The sequence below is a fragment of the Coleofasciculus sp. E1-EBD-02 genome (assembly GCF_040218245.1).
GTDB lineage: Bacteria > Cyanobacteriota > Cyanobacteriia > Cyanobacteriales > Coleofasciculaceae > Coleofasciculus.
In genome coordinates, this window is the sequence record NZ_JAVJQN010000039.1 from 1 (window position 1) to 19,716 (window position 19,716).

Here is a 19,716-nt window from a genome sequence, read left to right on the forward strand (position 1 = left end):
TATTCGCCAGATCCGGGGAGGGGACAGGGGTCAGACATAGCGAAGGTTGTTGTGAGTGTAATATTTGATTAGGTCATCCAGTTTTTTTGGCTTCATTGTTCCATTTTACTCTAAGATGAGCTGCTCAAGTATTTCTGCCGCGCTGCACTAGTGGAACCTCCTGGGGATTTGGGGGAGGAATCGGTTACGCGGTGGGTTTCCATCGACGCAATCAGTTTACCACCCCAACAGCCCCGGCGATACTTTGACTCCAAGAAGCTGGAAATGCTGTCGCTCTCGATTAAAGAACACGGAATTTTAGAACCTTTATTGGTGCGACCCCAGCCAGAGGAGTCAGAGCAATACGAACTGATAGCCGGGGAGAGACGCTGGCACGCCGCCAAAAAAGCGGGATTAGAGCAAGTTCCCGTCGTGATTAAAGACCTGAGTGACGAAGATTCCCTGGTTTTGGCACTGATTGAAAATTTGCAGCGGGAAGACCTCAATCCCTTTGAAGAAACCGAAGGCGTGTTGCAGTTATTGGCATTGAAGCTGTCTCGCAGTCAGTCGGAGGTGATTTCCTTGCTGCAAAGGATGCATAAGACCAAAATGGTTCAGGTTAAGCAAAAGCAACAGCCGGGAAATTCCCCGGCTCAATCTGAAGCCGCCGAGTCTGACTCGATTTGGGCGAATATCTTATTTGAGGAAATCGAGAAAACGTTTCAAGTTCTCGGTACAGTTGGGTGGCAGTCGTTTGTCACAGCGAGATTACCGTTATTAAATCTTCCCGAAGAGATAAGACAAGCGATTCAGTCGGGGAAAATCGAGTATAGTAAGGCAAGGTTGATCGGTTCGATCAAAGACCCCAAGGTGCGCGTTGCCCTGCTAGAAGAGGCAATTGAGTTAGGACTATCTCAAGCCCAGATTAGAAAACGCAAGCGTTCCTTAGAACAGGAAGACAACCCACTCCCCCATACTCAGGCATTGAAGTCTCGCGTTAAGGGGATTTATCGCTCTTTATCTTCCCCAGATTCAGTCGCCGTTTGGCAGCGTTTAGACCAAGACCCTTCATTGCTCAAACGCCTGGATCAGTTAGTGACTGACTTAGAAGCATTACTGTTATATAAAACTAATACAATTCCCGACAAACGCGGACGTAACACTAAGTAACTTGCATCACTCATCAAAGCGCTCATCTTAGCTTAAGTATGCTATCGTCAATTTGATAGATTTAAGCGGTTGTAGATGAGTTATGTCACACCCAAACAAGCCGCCAAAGTCCTCGGAGTCCATGTATCCAGTCTCAGACGGTGGGAATCACAAGGGAAACTTAAAGCGATCAGAACCCCTGGTGGACAAAGGCGCTATGACCTCGAAGAGGTCGAGAAAGCAGCTTGTCTTCCCAAACCAGTTGTCACTGTTTGCTAGGCGCGAGTCAGTACTCATTCCCAGCGCGATGATCTTGAGCGACAAACTGAATTCCTTCGTTCAAAATTTCCGGATGCGGAACTTTTATCAGACATTGGCTCCGGGCTTAATTTTAGGCGGCGAAAATTCCTTGCCATTTTGGACAGAATTCTCACAGGCGATGTCCAACGCCTTGTGGTTGCCCACCCCGACCGACTTGTTCGATTCGGATTTGAGCTGGTTAAGTGGTTGTGTGAACGCGCCGGATGCGAACTCGTGGTTCTCAATGAACGTAGAGACGCGCCATGGCGCGTCTCTACATTCAGCCCAGAACAAGAACTGGTTGCAGATATGCTGTCCATCGTCCACTGTTTCAGTAGCAGGCTTTACGGACTGCGAAAATACAAAAAGCAAGTCACCGAAGCGTTACAAGAAGACTGTCCGACACGCTCACGCCAAAAAATCGACCAAGCAACCACCGAACAGTGTACTCAAAATCAGGGTGTATCCAACTCCTGAACTACACAAAGTTTGGAAGCAGTGGTTGGCGGCTTACCGTTGGGTGTTTAACTGGGCAATTGCCAAGCTAAAAAATGGGTTTGAGGGGGATTTGCAAAAAACCTATCGAGCATCCTCTGATATCCCAGAATGGGTGAGAACTCTTCCAGGACATCAAGCTCAGGAAGCCTGCGACGAAGCGTTTGACACTCACCGTCAAGCCAGACGTAACAATGGTGAGGCAAGATTCAAATCTTGTCGAGCTAGGTCGCAAACAATTCAGTTCAAACCGGGTAACTACAAGGGAGGTACTTGGTATCCCAGAACTACCAAGGGACTTACATTCAAAGCATCTGTCCCTATGCCAACTGAATGTATATATGGTACTGAGTTGGTGTACCAACGGGGGAAGTGGTTTGCTTGCATTCCAGTACGAGTTGAGGAAATTTCTACATCAAACAGTGGTGTAATTGCGCTAGATCCAGGAAATCGTGCCTTTTTAACAGGTTACGACGGCGAAAACGTTTTAGAGATTGGACAGGGAGACATCGGACGCATTAATCGCTTGTGTTCGCACCTGGATAATCTCTTGAGCCGTGCTGCTCTATCCCCATCAAAGCGTCAACGCCACAAGATGAGGAAAGCTGCCAACCGCATCAGAGAGCGGATTAGCTGCTTGGTCAAAGATTTGCACAACAAGGTTACATCCCTATTGGTTCGGAATTACAAACTGATTTTCTTGCCAACCTACGAAACCTCCCAAATGGTCGTGAAGTCGGCACGGAAGCTTAACCGGAAATCAGTTAGGAATATGTTGACTTGGAGCCACGCTAAGGAAAGCATCTCATTTAGAGCAAATGGCACGTCGGCACGGAGTATTAGTGATTCGTTGCAACGAGTCGTATACCTCCAAAACCTGCACCAATTGTGGTCATATCCACAGTAGTTTAGGTGGTTCCAAAATTTTCAACTGTAGAGCTTGCGGAATCCGAATCAAGCGGGATGTGAACGGCGCTCGAAACATCATGTTGAGAGCTTTGCAGGCAACTGCCTTCATCATTACTGGTGATGCTGTACTTACTCTAAATGCTGCTGTTTAAGCGCTTTAGTGAGGTTAAATGTTGCACATTGATAGTTTACTTACTGCTTCAACCAGGGCTGTCGGCATTGAACTACTTGACGCCAAGATTAGAGCGTTGGGATGAATCGCCGGATTAGTTAAAATCGATTTTAACCATTGGGTTAACTCAACTTTAACCCAGTGGTGGAACCGAGGTTCGCTCCTTTCTCGATAGCTTAGGAAAGTTCACGAGAAAACGAGTCAACCGATGATAGTTAAGGATTCTAAGGTTTCCGTACTCCCCGCTCATTTAGGTCAAGCCAGTCGCTTCAATACGAGCGATCGCTACTTCAAAAGTTCTGTGAGAGGATGCGGTGGGTTGAAAGCAACGACAGACCGCCTCAGTGTCCCCCTGCTGTTTATTGGGGGGTCGGCGTTGCTACTGTTGGAAATGTCTCTGCACCGACTGCTACTCACTTCTTTCGTTTATGGAGTCGCCCTATTATGTAGCGCTCCCCAATTTTTTGGCGGTGCGTTGACAAACATTGAACGGTGGCAGCGGCAATACAAGCTAAATTTATCAGCACTAACATTCCTGTTTCTATCAACAGTATTTGCCTTTGACCTGATGGCGACTCCAGCAAACGCTCAGTTCTTCAATGGCGCTCAGGAATTTATGACCCAAGCCTTTGGTAATGCTGGAGGTACCGACATCACACCCGTAATTGAAATTATTTTCAACGTCCTGCGGGGTTTGATGTTAATTTATTTAGGCGTTTCACTCATCCGGGTGGTACAAGCCGCTCGGAACGATGAAGACTGGCAGACCTTAGCCAGGACACCCATGATCATTATGGTAGCCGTAGTGGTCGCTGATATTCTAACGGGTTTCATCGTCGGGGTTTAAACAACAGATATGTCTGGCAAACGGGACTTTCGTACCGTTAATCAAATTCTGGGAACCCAGCCCCGCTTAGGTCCCTTTCCCGCTGACCAAGTAGTGCCTTGGAGTCTAATTGGGCTTTTGGGCTACATCCTCAAACAACTCTTGGGTTGGAACTTACTATGGACGGGATTGTTTGTGGCTTGGGGTTGGGCAACCTGGTGGACACTGACAGGTGCAAAAGGGTGGATGTTTTTATCCAAGTTTATTGGCGTGCCGCGAATTGTCCGAGGGTATAAGCGGTTTCAGCCACTCCTTTCCCATCCATCCAGTCGGTACAGGAGGAAATAATGTCGAAAACAACAGCATCAACCCTACCCAAAAAACAACAGGCGGTAGCTCCACAATCCCAAACCAAAGTCGGGAAGAAGGCATTAAACTATGTCCCGCCTAAAGCCAAAAAACAAGTTACCCCCTTTGAAGACTTTGTTCATTTCGCCGGGATGGTCCGATTTAAGTTGCGCGGTTTGGATATTGGAGCCTACTGCCTCAAAAAAAAGGATACCATTCAGTTGAAATTTGGCTTTGATTGTACAGGAGTTCATCCTTCATTGCCCTGCATCCAAGTGCCGACTATTTTCGAGGCTATCGAGTCGGGATTGAAGGATTTACCTGACAACGAGACATTAACCATTCACGCCACTTCATTCACGACAGATTGGCAGCGACAAGCACAGCTCAAAGCCGTTCAAGACCATTGCGATTCCGCCCAACTCCAACTGTTGGTCGGTAGCGATCGCTTAAGAGTCAGAGAACTCACCGAGGCAGGGATTCGTAAACCCAAAACACTACGACTCTACTGCACCTACACCGTAGATGGCGATGCCGAAGGCACTTCCCAAGACGCTCTGGGCAAAATTTTACTGCTTTTAGCTCAAGGCTGGAAGGCATTCACCGGACAAATCCACGAACACAAGCGCCAACAGTTAGAGACCATCTTTCTCAATAGTTTTACCGATGGCTTCCAACTTTGGGAACAACTCTTGGCAACCAAGATGGGTCTTTCCATTCAACCCATGACCGCCCAGCAACTTTGGTCTGATCTGTGGACGCAATTTAATTTCTCAGACCCGCCGCCCATTCCCCATATTCTCACCTTGGACGACCGTAGTTTAACCGAAAAAAGCCAGAGCGATTTCCACATCTGCCATCATTTACTAGAGCGAGAATCCTCTGTACCCTTCTTTGACCGGGCTTGGGTGAGGCTCAAAAATCGCTATATCGGTGTCCTCTCCTTCACCGATAAACCCGCCGGGTGGCGAGATGAATATGCCCAGCTCAGGTATCTGTGGCAGGTACTGAGCCGAGAGCGGGTGTACGATACTCAAATCATTGCCCAATTCTCCCGAGCCAACGAAGCCCTCGCCAAGACAGCCGTGCAGCGCATCACCAAGCAATCCATTGTGGGTAGCGAACTCGCCATTAGCAACGCTTCTGTGGATGTGGGCGCTCAACTCAAAGCCGAAAAAGCGATCGCGGCTCAAGCTGAAATGATTGAAGGCGCCGTACCAATTAACACCGCCGTAGTTTTCCTCGTTCACCGTCGAGATACTCGGTCACTGGCAGAAGCTTGTCGGTATTTGAGTAGCTGCTTCCGTCGCCCCGCCGTGGTCGTGCGAGAGAAAGAATATGCCTGGAAACTATGGCTACAATGCCTACCTATTGTCTTAGAAAAGCTGCTGGCTAAACCATTCGACCGTCGCCTAACTTACTTTAGTTCAGAAGCCCCCGGATTGATGCCCCTGGTAACCACAGCAGCGGTGGATGAGTCAGGGTTTGAACTGATTGCAGATGAGGGGGGGACTCCCCTTCATCTAGATTTATACCAAAAGCACAAGAACCTGGGCGTTTTTGCCACGACTCGTGCGGGCAAATCCGTGTTAGTGTCGGGCATTCTCACCCAAGCCCTGGCACAGGGTATGCCCGTCGTCGCTCTGGATTACCCCAAGCCAGATGGCACCAGTACATTCACTGACTACACCCAATTCTTCGGCTCAGAAGGCGGAGCTTATTTCGATATTGGCTCACAGAGTTCCAACCTCTTTGAAATTCCCGATACCCGTGCCTTACCAGACATCAAGACGCGCAAAGAACGCATGGCGGACTACAAAGATTTTCTGGCAACAGCCCTGTTCGCGATGGTTTTAGGTACTAATCTGGATGGAGTCAATCCCCTTTTAGTAGACAGCACGCGGGCGGTAATCGGCTTGGCTTTAGAAACCTTCTTCAATGATGCCGATATCAAACTGCGCTACCAGCAAGCCAGAGAACGTGGTTTTGGCACTCCTGAATGGGAAAATATCCCTACTTTACAGGATTTCTCCCAATTCTGCGCTCCCGGCTTTTTGGATTTGGATGCTTTGGGCAAGAGTAATAGCGGTATCGATGCCCTGACAGCCCTCGACCAAATCCAAATCAAACTCCGATTCTGGTTAACCAGCAGCCGAGTGGGAAAAGCCATCAGCCGCCCCTCGACCTTCCGTTCTGATGCCAGATTACTGGTGTTTGCCCTAAGAAACTTGAGCAACGATGCCGATGCTGCCATCCTCTCACTGTCCGCCTATTCAGCCGCCCTGCGGCGGGCACTGGCAAGTCCAGCCAGCATCTTTTTCATCGATGAAAGCCCCATTCTGTTTAATTATCCCTCAATTGCCGAGTTGGTCGGGAGACTGTGTGCCAATGGTGCTAAATCTGGGGTGCGAGTTATCTTGAGCGCTCAAGACCCAGAAACTATCTCCAATAGCGCCGCTGCTTCTAAAATTTTTGCTAACATGACCACCCGTTTAATTGGAGTGATTCAACCTTCAGCGGTAAAAAGTTTCGTGGATATTTTTCAGTATCCGATTGAGATTATTTCCCGCAACTCGACTGACGCTTTTTTTCCCAAGAAAGAAGGGCTTTACAGTCAGTGGCTTTTGGATAACAACGGCAAATTAACCAGTTGTCGGTATTACCCAGCCTATTGCCAGCTAGCAGCCGTTGCCAACAATCCAGACGAACAAGAATGGCGAAGCGCTTACTTGCAGAACTACAAACACAATCCTCTGGAAGGAATGGTGCGCTTTAGTGAAGCCTATGTTAACAGAATTAGCGGTCAATCTTTTGAATAGGAAAACAACAATGAAATCTCTACTTCTCCCTTTAACCCTTCCCAAAAAGCTGATTGTTTTAGGATTAACTCTGTCTGTCACACTGATGCCAACTCCAGCCCAAGCCAATCCTTGGGAAGACGTGATTAGCGACGTATCATCCAAGTTCAACGAGATTATTGAGCAGTTTGAGGGATATTTTTCCTCCCTTGATGCCTATCTCGACCAAGTGGTGGAAGAGGTTTTTGGTGCAGTGGCAACTGATATTAATGTTGCCCTTGAAGCCGCCACAGGACAAATGGAAATTCCCGATCCCATTACCGCGAGAAAGACTCTCCTGGCTCAGCGGATTTTTTGCCTTGGGAATGGCTAAATTATCCCTCAATATTCTCATGGGATTAGCCGGATTGCTAATCGTAACTGCCGATGCCAATCAGCCCATGTTTTTCCTGGTTTTCATTGGTGTAACCGCTCCATTTCTTTCAGCCGGAATTGCCGCAGCTGGTGGTATGGCTGCCTTTGCGGGTTTGGCGAGGGGAGCTACGTTTATGGGCGGGATGACAGTGGGGACAACGGTGGGCGTGGCTCGGATAGTTGCTGCTCGCCAAGCTGTAGCTAGAAGTAAAAAGTAAAAACTATGCCCTTCTAGATTCCAATCCACAATCAACAATCAACAATGAACGGGTGGTTAAAAGGAGGAAATTGTGACTCAACCAATCAACAGATTAAAGAAACCGAGTGACTACAGATTTTTAAGTTTTGGAAATTCAGTCCCCAGCAGTGTGGCGGCGATGTCTATTGCTTCGGTGGCGATTAGCAGTCTAAGCTTATTACTGTTAATTGCTAATTATGGAGCCACTCACCGAGTTGCCCAAAAAGAAGTGCCAACCTTGGTGCAACTGGCAGATGGTAGCACCATAACTGTTGCGCCTTTGGGTAAAAATGATCGCACTCCGGAGGTAATTAAAAAATTTGTTTCTGATACTTTTGTTCTGCTCTTTAATTGGGACGGCGTATTACCCTCTAGCTTAAGCGAGTCCAACTCAGATCAAGCGACTCCCGCCCTCGATTCAGGAGTAGTCATTAAGGGAGGGAATAAGTCAAATCAAAGCGGACGAGTCACAACAGGAGCATGGCACGCGGCATTTTCCATTACTGACGAAGGAAATTTTCGCCAAGAATTCCTGCGGGAATTGGCTCAATTAACGCCCGAAGGGGTATTCAAAAACGGGCAGGTGCGCGTTGCCCTAATTCCCCGCCATGTCTCAGAACCGCAAAAGATTGGAGAGGGGCGTTGGCAAGTTGATTTAGTCGCGACATTAGTAACCTTTGAGCGGGGTGACAACAGCGGTAAAGGAGTCCCATTTAACAAAACGATATTTTTACGAGCCGTTGATACGCCTCAAATGCCACCCCCCGAAGCCACAGAATTGGCTCGCACCATTTACCGAATGCGAAGCTCTGGTTTGGAAATCACAGGAATTGTTGATTTGGAAAGGAAAGACTTGAAATGATATCAGATAAACAACAAAGAGACCTTGAACAAACAGAAACGCCAACAGTAGCCCAATTGTTAGGCATGTCCGAACTCGATTCTGAGCCGGAAACCGTTGTTGAGGAGAATGAAAACATCTTCGAGGATGGAGAAGATGACCCAGCCGCTATTGCCACCCAACATTCCATCGCCGATATGGCTGGTAGTCGGATTGCTTTAGTTGGGGGAGCGATTGGTATTTTGGTATTTGGAGCGGGTGGGTTGTGGACTCTGATTAACAACTCAACTCGGGTAGTCGAGAACCCTGCGGCACCAGTCGAAGAGAACGTCATAGAAGCCGAAGCACCACCACAACCCGATGGCGCTTTGAAAACCGAAATAGCCCTGGCACAACAAAGAGAAGAGTTAGCCGCCTTGGGAGAACTACAGCCTCAACAGCCAGCCAATTTACCAACTCAACCCTTACCCCAACCTGAAGAAACGCCGATAGAGCCTGAACCCGTACAAACGCCTGTAGCTGTATCGATTCCCCAACGAGAGCGACCTAGACAACTCGTTTCTCAACCTCGTCCTCAACCTCGTCCTCAACCTCAACCTCGGCAAATAGCACAGCCGTTGCCAACTCCCCAACCCAAACCCGCGAGTAACCCAGGGGTTCAACCCGCCAAAAGAGCTGGGGGTGAAGAAATAGACCCTTATGAAAAATGGCTGATGCTGGCTTCAGCCGGGAGTTACGGGCAAATTCCCTATTCAGAAGCTAAGACCCCCACAACTCCTATAGCCAATGTCGAGACTACAGAGAACCAAACCATCCAAAGCGTTCCTTCCTGGGAGCCGCGTTTGCCAACCGCCCCCGTCTCAACAACGGTTTCAGCCTCAGGCTACGACTTAGAAGCCGAAGCCAGGATTCTATCGGGGACAACTGCCTACTATTTAGTCGCAGGCGAGGGGGCTAGCGCCGTGCTGGAAACCCCAATTATGTGGGCATCCTCCCAAGCAGACTCCCCGGATACTTTAATCTTCACCGCTCAGCTTCAAGAACCCTTACTCGATAATCAGGGGCAAATAGCCATCCCCGCAGGTTCCCGACTGCTGTTACAAAGGCAGAGTACTTCTGGGGAGTTGGTGCAGCTAGCCGTTAAGGCGATTGCTATAGATGGCACAGAGTATGCGGTTCCGGACGGAGCGATGAGTGTGCGCGGTCAACAGGGTCGTCCGTTAGTCGCCTCCAAGCACGAAGACATTGGAGACGAACTGTTAGGCTATGACGTGACCTTAGGTCTTGTGGGCGGTTTGGCACGAGTCGGGGAGGAACTGACCCGCCCCGAAAGTGAGGAGACCCTCGAAGACGAACGTCCCAATGGTACCATCCGAATTCGTAAGACTACAACAAAGAGCGATCGCAATTTACCTGGTGCCTTTGTTGAAGGAGCGTTCGGGGTGTTACAGGAAAGCATTGAGCAAAGAACTCAACAAGCAACCGCTGAGGCAATGGAGCGGATTAATGATAATCCCCTGTGGGTCGTCGAGCGGGGAACGGAACTTTATGTCGTGGTTGATAGTAGTTTTCAAGTGAATTAAGGGTGTGGTTCAACATGATAAAAATTAGCAGGAAACCCAGTTGGAAACAAGTCTTAAGTGCTGGACTATTGGCAACTGCTCTTACCACAGTTAGTGGTGGTTTAAGCTCTTCAGGTTTAGCGCTGGCTACTCGGCAAATCAGCAGTGATACTCAGCGGACAATAGACCTGAAAATCTGGGAAGCTCATGGAGTCAATCTTAGCTTTATAACTGTGGGAGAAACCATAAGGAAAGTGTGGTTGGATGACCCAGCGCAATTTGTGTTGAATGTAGATGGCTGTCTGGGAAATTTATCAGCGGATTCTTGTACCGAATCGGGAGCCAGTGTGTTGCACATTCGCCGCATTAAACCAATTAATTTCCCCGGTTTACCTCGAACCCCTTCTGGAAGTGGCGCTCACTTGACGGTGATTACAGAAGCAGTCAATGGACAGCGAAAAATTTATAGTTTCCGACTATTAACTGGTAGTGGACAGCCGGAATACAGCACAATTGAGATTACTCCCGCACCTTTGTCAGTTAGGAACCAGATTCTGATTGCTAGTATTCGCCAGGGACTTGAAGTAGCCCAGAAGAATCAGCAAATTTCTCCCAATGACCCTTTATGGAATCGCATAGAAACATTTTTGGGGTTGCTGAACAATGGTCAAACCGTGGAACAAGCCGCTGCTCAAGCGCAAATTTCTCTAGCCTTGGTGCGGCGATTAAATTCTCTGGGCAGTCGAGGCTCAACGATACCTGATTTTTCTATTTAGTTGGTTGAATTGATTGGATAAAATTCAGCGCTGAAAATAGCGCTGTTTTTTTGTGTCAATACTAATGATCGTTTTTAGCTAATTCGTTTAATTGAGTTTATTTTTTTACCTCTTTGGGTCAAAAATAAACTATCCAGATGGTCAATGTGGATTATCAATAAACACTCTACGATTGAAATCAGATATAAATGACTGTAGAAACTGATGCTTCTGACGCGGTGATAGGGAAACAAGAAGTTTCTAACACTATCTATTGCCAATGAAACCGGGAATAGCTTAACCATGACATCCAACCCATCTAACTTGCAATTAAAACCCGTAGAATCTCCGGATTCTAATTCCCAAAGGGAGCGAGAGACTAATTTAGCCTTTCAGTGGCAGTTCTTTTTGTTCCTGGGATTAATGATTGGCTTAGTGCTGCACGGTTTTTCTACCTTCCACCCCTGGCAATATTTGAATTTAACCGGGAAGATAATAGAGGCAGCTAGCGCTAACACCCAGACCCCACAGCAGAATCCCCAAATTCCCGTATCCAACTTTAATGGCGCTCCCGTTCCGAATTGGAGCCAAATTACCTTTAGCAATCTACCCGGCATTAGCAGCAGTGGAGTGATTGAATTACCTGACGGGAAAGTACGACAATGGAGTGAAGGGCAACTTCCCAGCGAGTATTTAGAGTTGGGGGATTTTGAAGAAGCTTTCAAATTGCAGCGATTTAATCTGGCGACTATCGAGCAGTTATCCGGCATTTCCTTGGGTTCCTATTCCTTAGCCGATTTTGCACTAATGGAGTGGCAAACTGTGGCAGATTTGACAGAAGCGATTCCGAGTTTGCTGCCCTTAAATGTGGAACAAGTGCCACCTCTCTATTAATTATTGCACCTCCGCCCTGGGACGGTATGGGTTATCGAGTCAGCAGCCGGAGGTTCGTGCTGCTATCCAGCAAGCGGAAGGAGGTACAGCGGTACTCTCACGCCTGGATGCTGGGGAAATAGTAAGTGAGCCAGAATTGCTGGCGGTATTCCCCCAAGCTACTCAAGATCAGGTTTTTCACGCTCAACTGCAAACCCTATTAGAGATTACCAAGGGACAAACTGATCCTACAACCGGGAGACCCTTTACAGGCGATCGCGTAATCGAACGCATGGCACAGATTTATTGGGGTGGGGTAGCTGTACCTCCTGATGCTGATATTGGTACAGCCTCATCTCTGACAGTTCAAGGTTATGGCTCTCAAGTGTTAACTCGTTACCAGCGCTATCGGCGTAGAAAGCGTCTGGAGTAACCAACGTTAGCGGTGACAAGAAGGCAGAAGGCTCCAAGGGAAGGAGCAAGATACAAGGAAATAATAACTGTTGAGGCGAACCTGATGTCAACCCTTAATTCAAACTTCACGCCTTCAATTGGAATACTTTGAATTGGTAGCGGAGCAAAATGATGATATATTCCCCATCTAAGAAGCCTAAACGACGACTTTTCTTAACAGGGTTTTTTGCCTTGAGTACCGTAATCGGTGGTGCGCTTGTTTTACCCAGGATACTTGATAGCCATCAGCAGCAGAAGTGGCAAAGTGCCTCCCAACTTGATGCCGCCTTGCTGCAACAGGTAGTGCAGGAAAATCACTGGGAATCGGCAGAAACTGACCCGTTTTCTCAGATGACATTTCTGACAATTCAACCATCAGGACAATCCTCACCCCTATTCGTCTTTGATTTTAATGAACCCAAGCTTTGCGGTAAAGGCGGTTGTTTGTTTGCTGTCTATCTCAGGGATTTAGATACCGGAGCTTATCAAAAAGTGCTGCGGGTACTGCTCCCTAAACCCTTTGATATCCCGCCTCGCATTTCTCTCATCGAAAGCCGAAAACACCAAGGCGTTAACTGTTTAAATATTTCCCTGGGAGTTCGGGAAAAAACCAATCCCTTTAAGAACTTGTCCTATTGCTACAACGGCAATACTTTTGTGCAAGTGAATCAAGAATTTGAGAAAAGTAAGGAGAAATCGTGAATCACTACCACAGTATGGCTCAAGTCCCGACTTCAACCCCAGCGAGTTCGACTAAGTTTGAGCCTAACCATTATGTTGAACAATTGGAGCAACAACTCTTTACACCCCAAGGGGGGATGCTGGTTGCCTGTGTGCTGGGGATAGGATTGATGAATCTGCTCTCTGGGCACCAAAAGAAAGGTAAACTAGCTACCAGTTATTTTGGGGGGAGAAAGGAGTGCAATAAAGCCAAGAAAAAAGCGATCGCGCAAATAGAAAATCCCAAGTGCGATAGCGCTTCCCTCTATATTGGTCGCCCGAAACATCCTAAAAATAAACCCAATAAACCGTATCGTTCTTCAGTCAAACCCACCCCGAAAGACAAGGGTTTATTTTACGTTCCTGACGTTCAGCGAGGGACATTGGTGTTAGGAGCGCCGGGTTCAGGGAAAACTGCTTCAGCCATTGATCCCATGCTCTATTCAGCCGTGGATCAAGGGTTTCCTATCATTATGTACGATTTCAAATATCCCTCCCAATCCAAAATGGCTGTATTTGCCAAGCGACAGGGTTACGATGTCCATGTTTTTGCACCTGGGTTTCCCGAATCAGAGGTATGTAACCCGTTAGATTTTTTAAGAGATGAGACAGACGGAGAAAGCGCCAGACAAATTGGTACAGTCATTAACAAGAACTTCAAACAGATTTCTCAAGGACAAGAAGACCCCTTCTTTGGTCCAGCCGGTGACCAATTAGTAGAAGCTATTCTCATGCTCACCAAAAGCACTCAATATCCTGACATCATGATGGCGGCTCAAATCCTCAGTTCAGAAAAGATGGTGTCGCGATTAATTGCTGCCAACATGAATCCGTGGATACGATTATCCTTTGGTCAGTTATTTTCCAGCGCCGATTCCGAGAAAACCGTTGCCGGAATTGCGGGTTCTGCCAGCCTTATGTTTACCCGGTTTATGAAAAAGAATACCCTGGGATGTTTTGTCGGAGAAACGACCCTACCTTTGGATCTCAAAGGCAAGCAAATAGTAATTTTTGGCATGGATAGAGAGCGAGAAGCGGTTAGCGCTCCCTTACTCTGTAGCGTGATGCACATGCTAATTGCCCGAAATATTGCCAAGCGCCGCCAAGACCCTTTAATCGTCTGTCTGGATGAATTTCCCACTCTCTACCTACCTCACATTGCGAAATGGCTGAACGAATCGAGAAGTGAGGGGTTTTGTGGAATACTAGGAGCGCAGGGGTTATCACAAATGGAGAAAAATTACGGCAAGGAAAACGCTAAGACAATAATCACGGGGACGAATACCAAATTTTTATTTAATTTAGGAGAATACGAATCAGCGCATAGTTTTAGCAATTTCTTAGGAGATGAAGAGATTTCCTATAAGCAAAAATCCCGAAGTGTCAGCCAAGGGAAAACTACGCGCTCGACATCAGACCAGGATAAGACCCGTAAACTGATGGAACCCGCTCAGTTTAATAAACTCCCGCCAGGTGCTGGTGTTATTATCAGTCCCGCTTATGGGAATAACACTGAATCTTATGTACCAATCAAGCAGCAATTTAAGCTCTCAAAAGACCTAGAAGCGATTAAAGCCGATAACGAAAGGAATTGGCAAAACTTGGTCGATTGGCTGATAAAAAAAAGCACCCAGATTGTACCAACCGAACAAGATACAGAGGAGCGGAAAGCAGAAGTCGAACGACTATTTCCCATTCCTCAGTCTACCGATGACCCAGCCGCCAGTCCTGTGGGGGCGTATAGTGGGTTATTTTAGAGAACTTTTAATTTTGAATTGTTGATCATGTCAAACCATCAGCAAATAGCCGAAGATTATGCTAAACTGGCTCAACAGTTGCTAGCTGTATCACAGAGTTTATCCCAACTCGGAATTGGCGCAACGGCTGGGTTTTTCGAGTCAGCTTTGAGCCGGGATTCTCAGGAGTCCGAGGTAAAAGAGAACGATAGACTTTCACCTCGCCAGCCAGAATTCGGTCTGGGGAGGGATAGTGAAAAGCCAGAAAGCCAACTGAATTTTGTGGATAAGCTGGTCGCTGAGACCAAGGCGAAATTCACATCAATGGACGATAGAAAAGTGGCGTTAGTCGCCGCCACCCTCTTGGACAATCAGGGTCAGATGGAAATTAATCCCCTCACCCAACAGCCAGAGAAGGTGTATCGGGGAGATGGCTATGCTATTCGTCAGATTGGTGATGTCTATTCCATTAGCGATGCGACGGATAGAAGTCAGACCAAAATGAATTTCTATCTGACTGAGAATGGTCCAGCCATTTGGGGAGAAAACAAGCTTTCTTCCCCGGAAAAAGCTGAATTCTTGAGCGTCTACCGCAACCTGAAGGCGGGAAGCCAACTCGAAGGTGCTGATGTGGGAGATTTGGCTAGAAAAGTAGCGACGTTGGGAGCATTATCTCCTCAAGGTTCCCATAAAGTCTTGAGCGATTTGAAGGGGATGAAGGCGTTTGGACTAATCAACCATACCATTAACCAAATGGGTGTTGAACCCAATGAAGCCAACGTTCAGGTGATTGTTGGCGGTTATACCCTGACGCGGGAAAGGGGGGAAGATGGAACCAAAGTATCGATGCATTCAAACGATGGTCGCGGGGAATTATTATCCTATACAGCACAGCGAGGGGATAGGGGTATATCGGTGCAGCTGGATACCCTGAAACTCAATCAAGGAGATATGGCGTCGTTGAAAGAAATTGCCCAGCATTCTCAATATCTCGCGGCTGAGTTACCTTCAAAAACCGCTGTGGCTGCACCTGTGCCTTTTATGACATCACGACCCTTAGATATTCAGCCCGATTTGTTTAAGGCGTTACAGCATTTGAAAAACCTGGATGTTAAGCGTGAAAATGAGGAAGATTACCCTGGGGAAAGACTAACTGTACTCAATAATAACCCAACAGGCAGATTTTTGCTCAACCGTATCCGTTCCCATCAAGGAAAACTGTCAGAAGCCGAGCAAATGGTGGCGTATGAATTTTGTTTGGGTTATCAGAAACAGTTGCAGCAAGCTGAGATTGATTTGCCAACCTCCTCAAGTTTGAGCCAATTTCTGACTCAGAAGAAGACTGAGTTAATTCGTCAGGATGCTAACCCCGAAGCCATCATTTCTGCGGCTCAAGTCCCAGCGTCGTCAATTGCGCCCAAAAATGTTTATCCGTCTCCCCCAAACTCTGCAAGGGAATTGTAAACACGTTCAAATTCACCCCTCAGTAAACTCAAGAGAGTCATGGCGAATCTATTAATTATTGAATCAGGCGGTAAGGTCAAAAAACTCAAATCCATTCTCGGTGCTGGCTGGACAGTCAAAGCCAGTATGGGTCATGTTCGGGAATTAGCCGATGATGGTGAAGATTCTCTAGGATTTGACTTGGACGGTTCCCATATTCACTGTCGTTACATTCCTCGCAGTTCACAAGCCAAGAAAATCCTGTCTGAATTGCGTCAAGCCGTCCGCCAAGCCGACCGAATTTACCTGGGGACTGACCCAGACCGAGAAGGGGAAACCATTGGCTGGCATTTGACCCAAGCGTTACACTTGAACAATCCCCTACGGGTTACCTATACTGAGATTACCAAAACCGCCGTAGAACGCGCGATCTGCGCTTCGCAGCAGCGCTTCGCTATCGCAAATCCCAAAACCCTTGACTCAAACCTTATCGCCGCCGGACGCGCCAGGGATTGTCTGGATAAATTAGTCGGATATAAGGGTAGCCAGTTAGTCTGGCGCTTGAATAACGGCTGCAAGTCCATGGGACGGGTACAGAGTGCGACGTTGCATCTTCTGGTGAAGCGAGAACAAGAGATTTTGGCATTTAAACCCCAGGATTATTGGGTCGTCTGGGTTGAGTATCAGCAGGGATTTAAAGCCCTTTACGCGGGTCGAACTCAGCCGCAAACGACGCAACGGGAGCATTCTCGGGATAAAACCAGGAATCAGCCAGATGATACGGGAGAAGAGCATCCAGTCGCTGAAGGGAAACGGGTACTCTCTCAGGAAGAAGCTGACCAATTAGTCGCCATTGCCCGTTCTCATTCCCATCATGTTATCAGTGTAGAGGGCAAGAGAGTCAACCAATCTCCCCCAGCCGCATTCACCACCTCCACCCTACAGCAAACCGCTGGTGCTAAACTCAAGCTGAATCCAGAGGTGACGATGAAAATTGCCCAAAACCTCTATGAAGCTGGGCATATTACCTATATGCGAACCGATTCAGTCGCCCTCTCTCCAGAATTTTGTACCGCCGCCAAGCAGTGGCTTTTGCACCATGACCCGGATAATGTACCCGCTAAAGTAACCGCCCATCGCTCCAAATCCGGGGCGCAAGCCGCCCATGAAGCCATCCGTCCCACCCATGTTGAACGCACACCGGAGCAATTATCGGTTCAACTCCCCAGGGACGAGGCGAAGCTGTATGATTTAATTTGGCATCGCGCGATCGCAACCCAATGCTGTCCAGCTCAACTCTCCAAAACTCGCATTGTCACGCAATCGGGGGACGTATTTTGGGAAGCCAGGGGACAGGTCTTAATCCTACCCGGTTATACCCGCTATTGGAATAACATCGCCGCCGATTCCCAATTACCCGCACTACAGCAAGGACAATCGCTGACACTCGATAACGCGGGTGCAGATAAGAAACAAACCCAGCCACCTCCCCGTTACAGTGAACCCAAACTGGTGCAGGTGATGGAACGGTCTGGGATTGGTCGTCCCAGCACTTATGCGCCGACAATTAAGACCCTGAAAGCGCGTGATTACGTTCAGTTAAGCAAAGGGAAACTACAGCCAACCCAACTCGGGATGGAACTGGATACATTTTTAGCACAGGTATTACCCGACCTGATTCAGCCCGAATTCACCGCCCAGATGGAATCCGATTTAGATGCAATAGCATCGGGGAAAGCTACGGTGTGCCAATCCCGCTTCTCGCCACCATAAATGTAAGGATGTCGCTTATTTTTGGACGAAAAAAGGGACATTCTGGAGTCCGAAATTTGGCGAATTCAAAAATATGCCCTTGAGCCAAGCGAAGAGTCAAAAAGCAAAAGCTACAAGAAAAGCAAACAGATAAACCCAGAATGGGAAAATGCCGAGCTAACTCCCAAGATTGAGCCTCTAGAATTCAAGCCAAGCGAAGATTATGCCGAATTTAAACGACCTCCCGGATTTATTAGTATCCGGCGAACCCGTTATTGTCTGCGAATCCCCCCACCAGGAAAAAGTAAATTTTCTCACCTATGTTCTCCAACACTGTGCTAATCCTATGGGAGTCGATTGCTATCTTTGGAATTTGGGTCAGAGGGTATTAACTCGCGTGACTGAACGTGCAGAGACTAAATCTCTAATTTACACTCCAGTAACCGACTACCATCCCCCCGATGTTTCCACTGAGGAGATAGCCGAACAATTTCAGATTTTACAGTTCTTGCAAGACTTCCCCCAAAGTGGGATTTTTATTGTGGAGAATTTGTTACCGTGGCTGAGTGGCAAACCAGCGACTTTTTCCGGTGACTCGAAGTATTTATGGCTGAGCGACTATCTCAGTTCTCAGATTTTGAACTTAGCCACCTCCTTACGAGAGTTCTCTCAAAGCACGGGTCAGGTAAAACACTTACTCCTTCTGGGCGCAGCGGCTACGCTTTCCCCGGAACTTGAAGAGGCGATTCCGGTTGTGGTTACTCCCCTCCCTTCCGTCTTAGAAATTGGCAATCACCTGGAAATATTTCTCCCCCGTTTAGCCTCTGACCGGGGAATTGCTATTAGTCTGAATCAGCAAGAACGAGATAGATTAAGTCGGGCGGCGGCGGGGTTAACTTTATCGGAAATTGAGTCTGGGTTAAGACTGATTGCTACTCAACAAGGCAGCTTGACTCGTCACAGTTCCACTTTGATAATGGATTACAAAATCGCTAAATTAAAGCGATTCAACATTCAGTTTTTGGCTGAACCCGATGTCGAGTTAGGGGGATTAGATTTACTCCAAGAAGAGTTTACTAAATTTGCCCGACTCTTGGAACCCGAAGCCCAAAAGTATAACCTGTCAATTCCCAAAGGAGTGATAATGGTGGGACCTCCGGGTACAGGAAAAAGCTATGGGGCGAGGCGTTGCGCTCAACGGATGGGTGTTCCTTTAATTTTGGCAGATTGGGGGGCGTTGATTGGTATTACCCCCGCTGAAAGTGAAGCCAATCTCAGACGGTTACTAATGCTGGCTGAAAGCTGCGCTCCGGTGGTGTTGTACTTTGATGATATGGATAAAGGGTTAGCGGGGTTTGACTTGAATGCGGATGGGGGTGTGGCTCGTCGATTAACTGGAAAGTTGTTAACGTGGATGAATGATAGAACGGCGCCGGTATTGGTTTTGGCGAGTGTTAATAGGTTAAACTATTTACCGCCTGAGTTGACGAGAGCCGGACGGTTTGATTATTTGTATTTTGTGGATTTGCCCAATGCTGGAGAGCGGAAAGGGAGCATCCCATTTTGGCAAATAGCCGGGAAATGTTGATCTTAAATTCGCGAGTAATATACGCGAATTAAATTTCCGTGTATACTTGAACGACTCCAGGTGACATACAGCATTTCTCAGTCTAGTGAGGTGCAGTAACAAGACGAAATTAGCCTCTGTGAGCGCAAAAGTCTTATTCTCAATGTACCTCACCAGCATGGAAAAGGCTGTAATATAGATGTAGATATTCACAAGGTTTACTCATGAACCAAGCCGAACGCCTGGAACTGGAAGCTTGTTTAAGACGAGCCAGTGAGATTCTGTACAACAATAGTGACACAGATAGTTTGGAAACCTTAGCCGACATAGAAGTTACAGTCAGGAACCAGATATTAGAACACGTTAGCCCCCAAATCGCCCTTTTT

The 19,716-nt window shown here is 47.6% G+C and carries 17 protein-coding genes and 3 pseudogenes; all 20 read left to right on the top strand.

Annotated elements, in window-relative coordinates; translation table 11 throughout:
* The first annotated feature begins 150 nt into the window (after positions 1 to 150).
* The gene (locus RIC07_RS06965; RefSeq protein WP_446393894.1) at positions 151 to 1,149 is read left to right on the top strand and encodes a ParB/RepB/Spo0J family partition protein; all 999 of its coding nucleotides are present in this window, start codon (positions 151 to 153) and stop codon (positions 1,147 to 1,149) included.
* A 75-nt stretch (positions 1,150 to 1,224) separates the two neighbouring features.
* Positions 1,225 to 1,905: pseudogene (locus RIC07_RS06970) on the top strand (IS607 family transposase).
* A complete protein-coding gene (locus tag RIC07_RS06975; protein ID WP_446393895.1) occupies positions 1,889 to 2,830 on the top strand; it encodes an RNA-guided endonuclease InsQ/TnpB family protein in 942 nt (313 codons plus the stop codon). The pseudogene RIC07_RS06970 and the gene RIC07_RS06975 overlap by 17 nt, the downstream one beginning before the upstream one ends.
* Positions 2,742 to 2,984, top strand: a complete 243-nt coding sequence (locus tag RIC07_RS06980; RefSeq protein WP_446393896.1) for a zinc ribbon domain-containing protein — start codon at positions 2,742 to 2,744, stop codon at positions 2,982 to 2,984. The genes RIC07_RS06975 and RIC07_RS06980 overlap by 89 nt, the downstream gene beginning before the upstream one ends.
* A 228-nt stretch (positions 2,985 to 3,212) precedes the next feature.
* On the top strand, positions 3,213 to 3,851 hold the full coding sequence (locus tag RIC07_RS06985; RefSeq protein ID WP_446393897.1) for a hypothetical protein: 639 nt from the start codon (positions 3,213 to 3,215) through the stop codon (positions 3,849 to 3,851).
* 9 nt (positions 3,852 to 3,860) lie between these two features.
* Complete coding sequence (locus RIC07_RS06990; protein ID WP_446365176.1) at positions 3,861 to 4,178, top strand: hypothetical protein; 318 nt, start codon at positions 3,861 to 3,863, stop codon at positions 4,176 to 4,178.
* A complete protein-coding gene (locus tag RIC07_RS06995; RefSeq protein ID WP_446393898.1) occupies positions 4,178 to 6,997 on the top strand; it encodes a hypothetical protein in 2,820 nt (939 codons plus the stop codon). Before RIC07_RS06990 ends, RIC07_RS06995 begins: the two co-directional genes overlap by 1 nt.
* Positions 6,998 to 7,007: 10 nt before the next feature.
* Positions 7,008 to 7,349 carry a hypothetical protein gene (locus RIC07_RS07000; RefSeq protein ID WP_446393899.1) on the top strand — a complete coding sequence of 114 codons (342 nt, stop codon included), beginning with the start codon at positions 7,008 to 7,010 and terminating at the stop codon, positions 7,347 to 7,349.
* Positions 7,342 to 7,608: a hypothetical protein gene (locus RIC07_RS07005; RefSeq protein WP_446393900.1), complete on the top strand. Its 267-nt coding sequence runs from the start codon at positions 7,342 to 7,344 to the stop codon at positions 7,606 to 7,608. Before RIC07_RS07000 ends, RIC07_RS07005 begins: the two co-directional genes overlap by 8 nt.
* Positions 7,609 to 7,680: 72 nt before the next feature.
* On the top strand, positions 7,681 to 8,490 hold the full coding sequence (locus RIC07_RS07010; RefSeq protein WP_446393901.1) for a hypothetical protein: 810 nt from the start codon (positions 7,681 to 7,683) through the stop codon (positions 8,488 to 8,490).
* A complete protein-coding gene (locus RIC07_RS07015; RefSeq protein WP_446393902.1) occupies positions 8,487 to 10,052 on the top strand; it encodes a TrbI/VirB10 family protein in 1,566 nt (521 codons plus the stop codon). Before RIC07_RS07010 ends, RIC07_RS07015 begins: the two co-directional genes overlap by 4 nt.
* A gap of 14 nt (positions 10,053 to 10,066) precedes the next feature.
* Positions 10,067 to 10,807 carry a hypothetical protein gene (locus tag RIC07_RS07020; protein WP_446393903.1) on the top strand — a complete coding sequence of 247 codons (741 nt, stop codon included), beginning with the start codon at positions 10,067 to 10,069 and terminating at the stop codon, positions 10,805 to 10,807.
* Positions 10,808 to 11,089: 282 nt separating this feature from the next.
* Positions 11,090 to 11,680, top strand: coding sequence for a hypothetical protein (locus RIC07_RS07025; protein ID WP_446393904.1), 591 nt, complete (start codon positions 11,090 to 11,092; stop codon positions 11,678 to 11,680).
* Positions 11,652 to 12,092 (top strand): hypothetical protein, encoded by a 441-nt coding sequence (locus tag RIC07_RS07030; RefSeq protein ID WP_446393905.1) that lies wholly within the window; start codon positions 11,652 to 11,654, stop codon positions 12,090 to 12,092. Before RIC07_RS07025 ends, RIC07_RS07030 begins: the two co-directional genes overlap by 29 nt.
* Positions 12,093 to 12,241: 149 nt before the next feature.
* Positions 12,242 to 12,814 carry a hypothetical protein gene (locus RIC07_RS07035; RefSeq protein ID WP_446393906.1) on the top strand — a complete coding sequence of 191 codons (573 nt, stop codon included), beginning with the start codon at positions 12,242 to 12,244 and terminating at the stop codon, positions 12,812 to 12,814.
* Positions 12,811 to 14,589, top strand: coding sequence for a type IV secretory system conjugative DNA transfer family protein (locus tag RIC07_RS07040; protein WP_446393907.1), 1,779 nt, complete (start codon positions 12,811 to 12,813; stop codon positions 14,587 to 14,589). The genes RIC07_RS07035 and RIC07_RS07040 overlap by 4 nt, the downstream gene beginning before the upstream one ends.
* A 27-nt stretch (positions 14,590 to 14,616) precedes the next feature.
* Positions 14,617 to 16,032, top strand: coding sequence for a hypothetical protein (locus RIC07_RS07045; protein ID WP_446393908.1), 1,416 nt, complete (start codon positions 14,617 to 14,619; stop codon positions 16,030 to 16,032).
* A gap of 39 nt (positions 16,033 to 16,071) precedes the next feature.
* A pseudogene (topA, locus tag RIC07_RS07050) lies at positions 16,072 to 17,748 on the top strand (type I DNA topoisomerase); the annotation flags it as partial.
* 238 nt (positions 17,749 to 17,986) lie between these two features.
* Entirely contained in the window at positions 17,987 to 19,351 is a 1,365-nt protein-coding gene (locus RIC07_RS07055; RefSeq protein WP_446393909.1) for an AAA family ATPase, read from the top strand.
* 203 nt (positions 19,352 to 19,554) lie between these two features.
* Positions 19,555 to 19,716, top strand: a pseudogene (locus RIC07_RS07060) (ISKra4 family transposase); the annotation flags it as partial.

Excerpts from the sequence above, each read along its gene's own strand:
- RIC07_RS06980 (WP_446393896.1), top strand. The coding sequence starts at position 2,742 with ATGGCACGTCGGCACGGAGTATTAGTGATTCGTTGCAACGAGTCGTAT.
- RIC07_RS06985 (WP_446393897.1), top strand. The coding sequence starts at position 3,213 with ATGATAGTTAAGGATTCTAAGGTTTCCGTACTCCCCGCTCATTTAGGT.
- RIC07_RS06990 (WP_446365176.1), top strand. The coding sequence starts at position 3,861 with ATGTCTGGCAAACGGGACTTTCGTACCGTTAATCAAATTCTGGGAACC.
- RIC07_RS06995 (WP_446393898.1), top strand. The coding sequence starts at position 4,178 with ATGTCGAAAACAACAGCATCAACCCTACCCAAAAAACAACAGGCGGTA.
- RIC07_RS07000 (WP_446393899.1), top strand. The coding sequence starts at position 7,008 with ATGAAATCTCTACTTCTCCCTTTAACCCTTCCCAAAAAGCTGATTGTT.
- RIC07_RS07005 (WP_446393900.1), top strand. The coding sequence starts at position 7,342 with ATGGCTAAATTATCCCTCAATATTCTCATGGGATTAGCCGGATTGCTA.
- RIC07_RS07015 (WP_446393902.1), top strand. The coding sequence starts at position 8,487 with ATGATATCAGATAAACAACAAAGAGACCTTGAACAAACAGAAACGCCA.
- RIC07_RS07020 (WP_446393903.1), top strand. The coding sequence starts at position 10,067 with ATGATAAAAATTAGCAGGAAACCCAGTTGGAAACAAGTCTTAAGTGCT.
- RIC07_RS07025 (WP_446393904.1), top strand. The coding sequence starts at position 11,090 with ATGACATCCAACCCATCTAACTTGCAATTAAAACCCGTAGAATCTCCG.
- RIC07_RS07030 (WP_446393905.1), top strand. The coding sequence starts at position 11,652 with ATGTGGAACAAGTGCCACCTCTCTATTAATTATTGCACCTCCGCCCTG.
- RIC07_RS07035 (WP_446393906.1), top strand. The coding sequence starts at position 12,242 with ATGATGATATATTCCCCATCTAAGAAGCCTAAACGACGACTTTTCTTA.
- RIC07_RS07045 (WP_446393908.1), top strand. The coding sequence starts at position 14,617 with ATGTCAAACCATCAGCAAATAGCCGAAGATTATGCTAAACTGGCTCAA.
- RIC07_RS07055 (WP_446393909.1), top strand. The coding sequence starts at position 17,987 with ATGCCGAATTTAAACGACCTCCCGGATTTATTAGTATCCGGCGAACCC.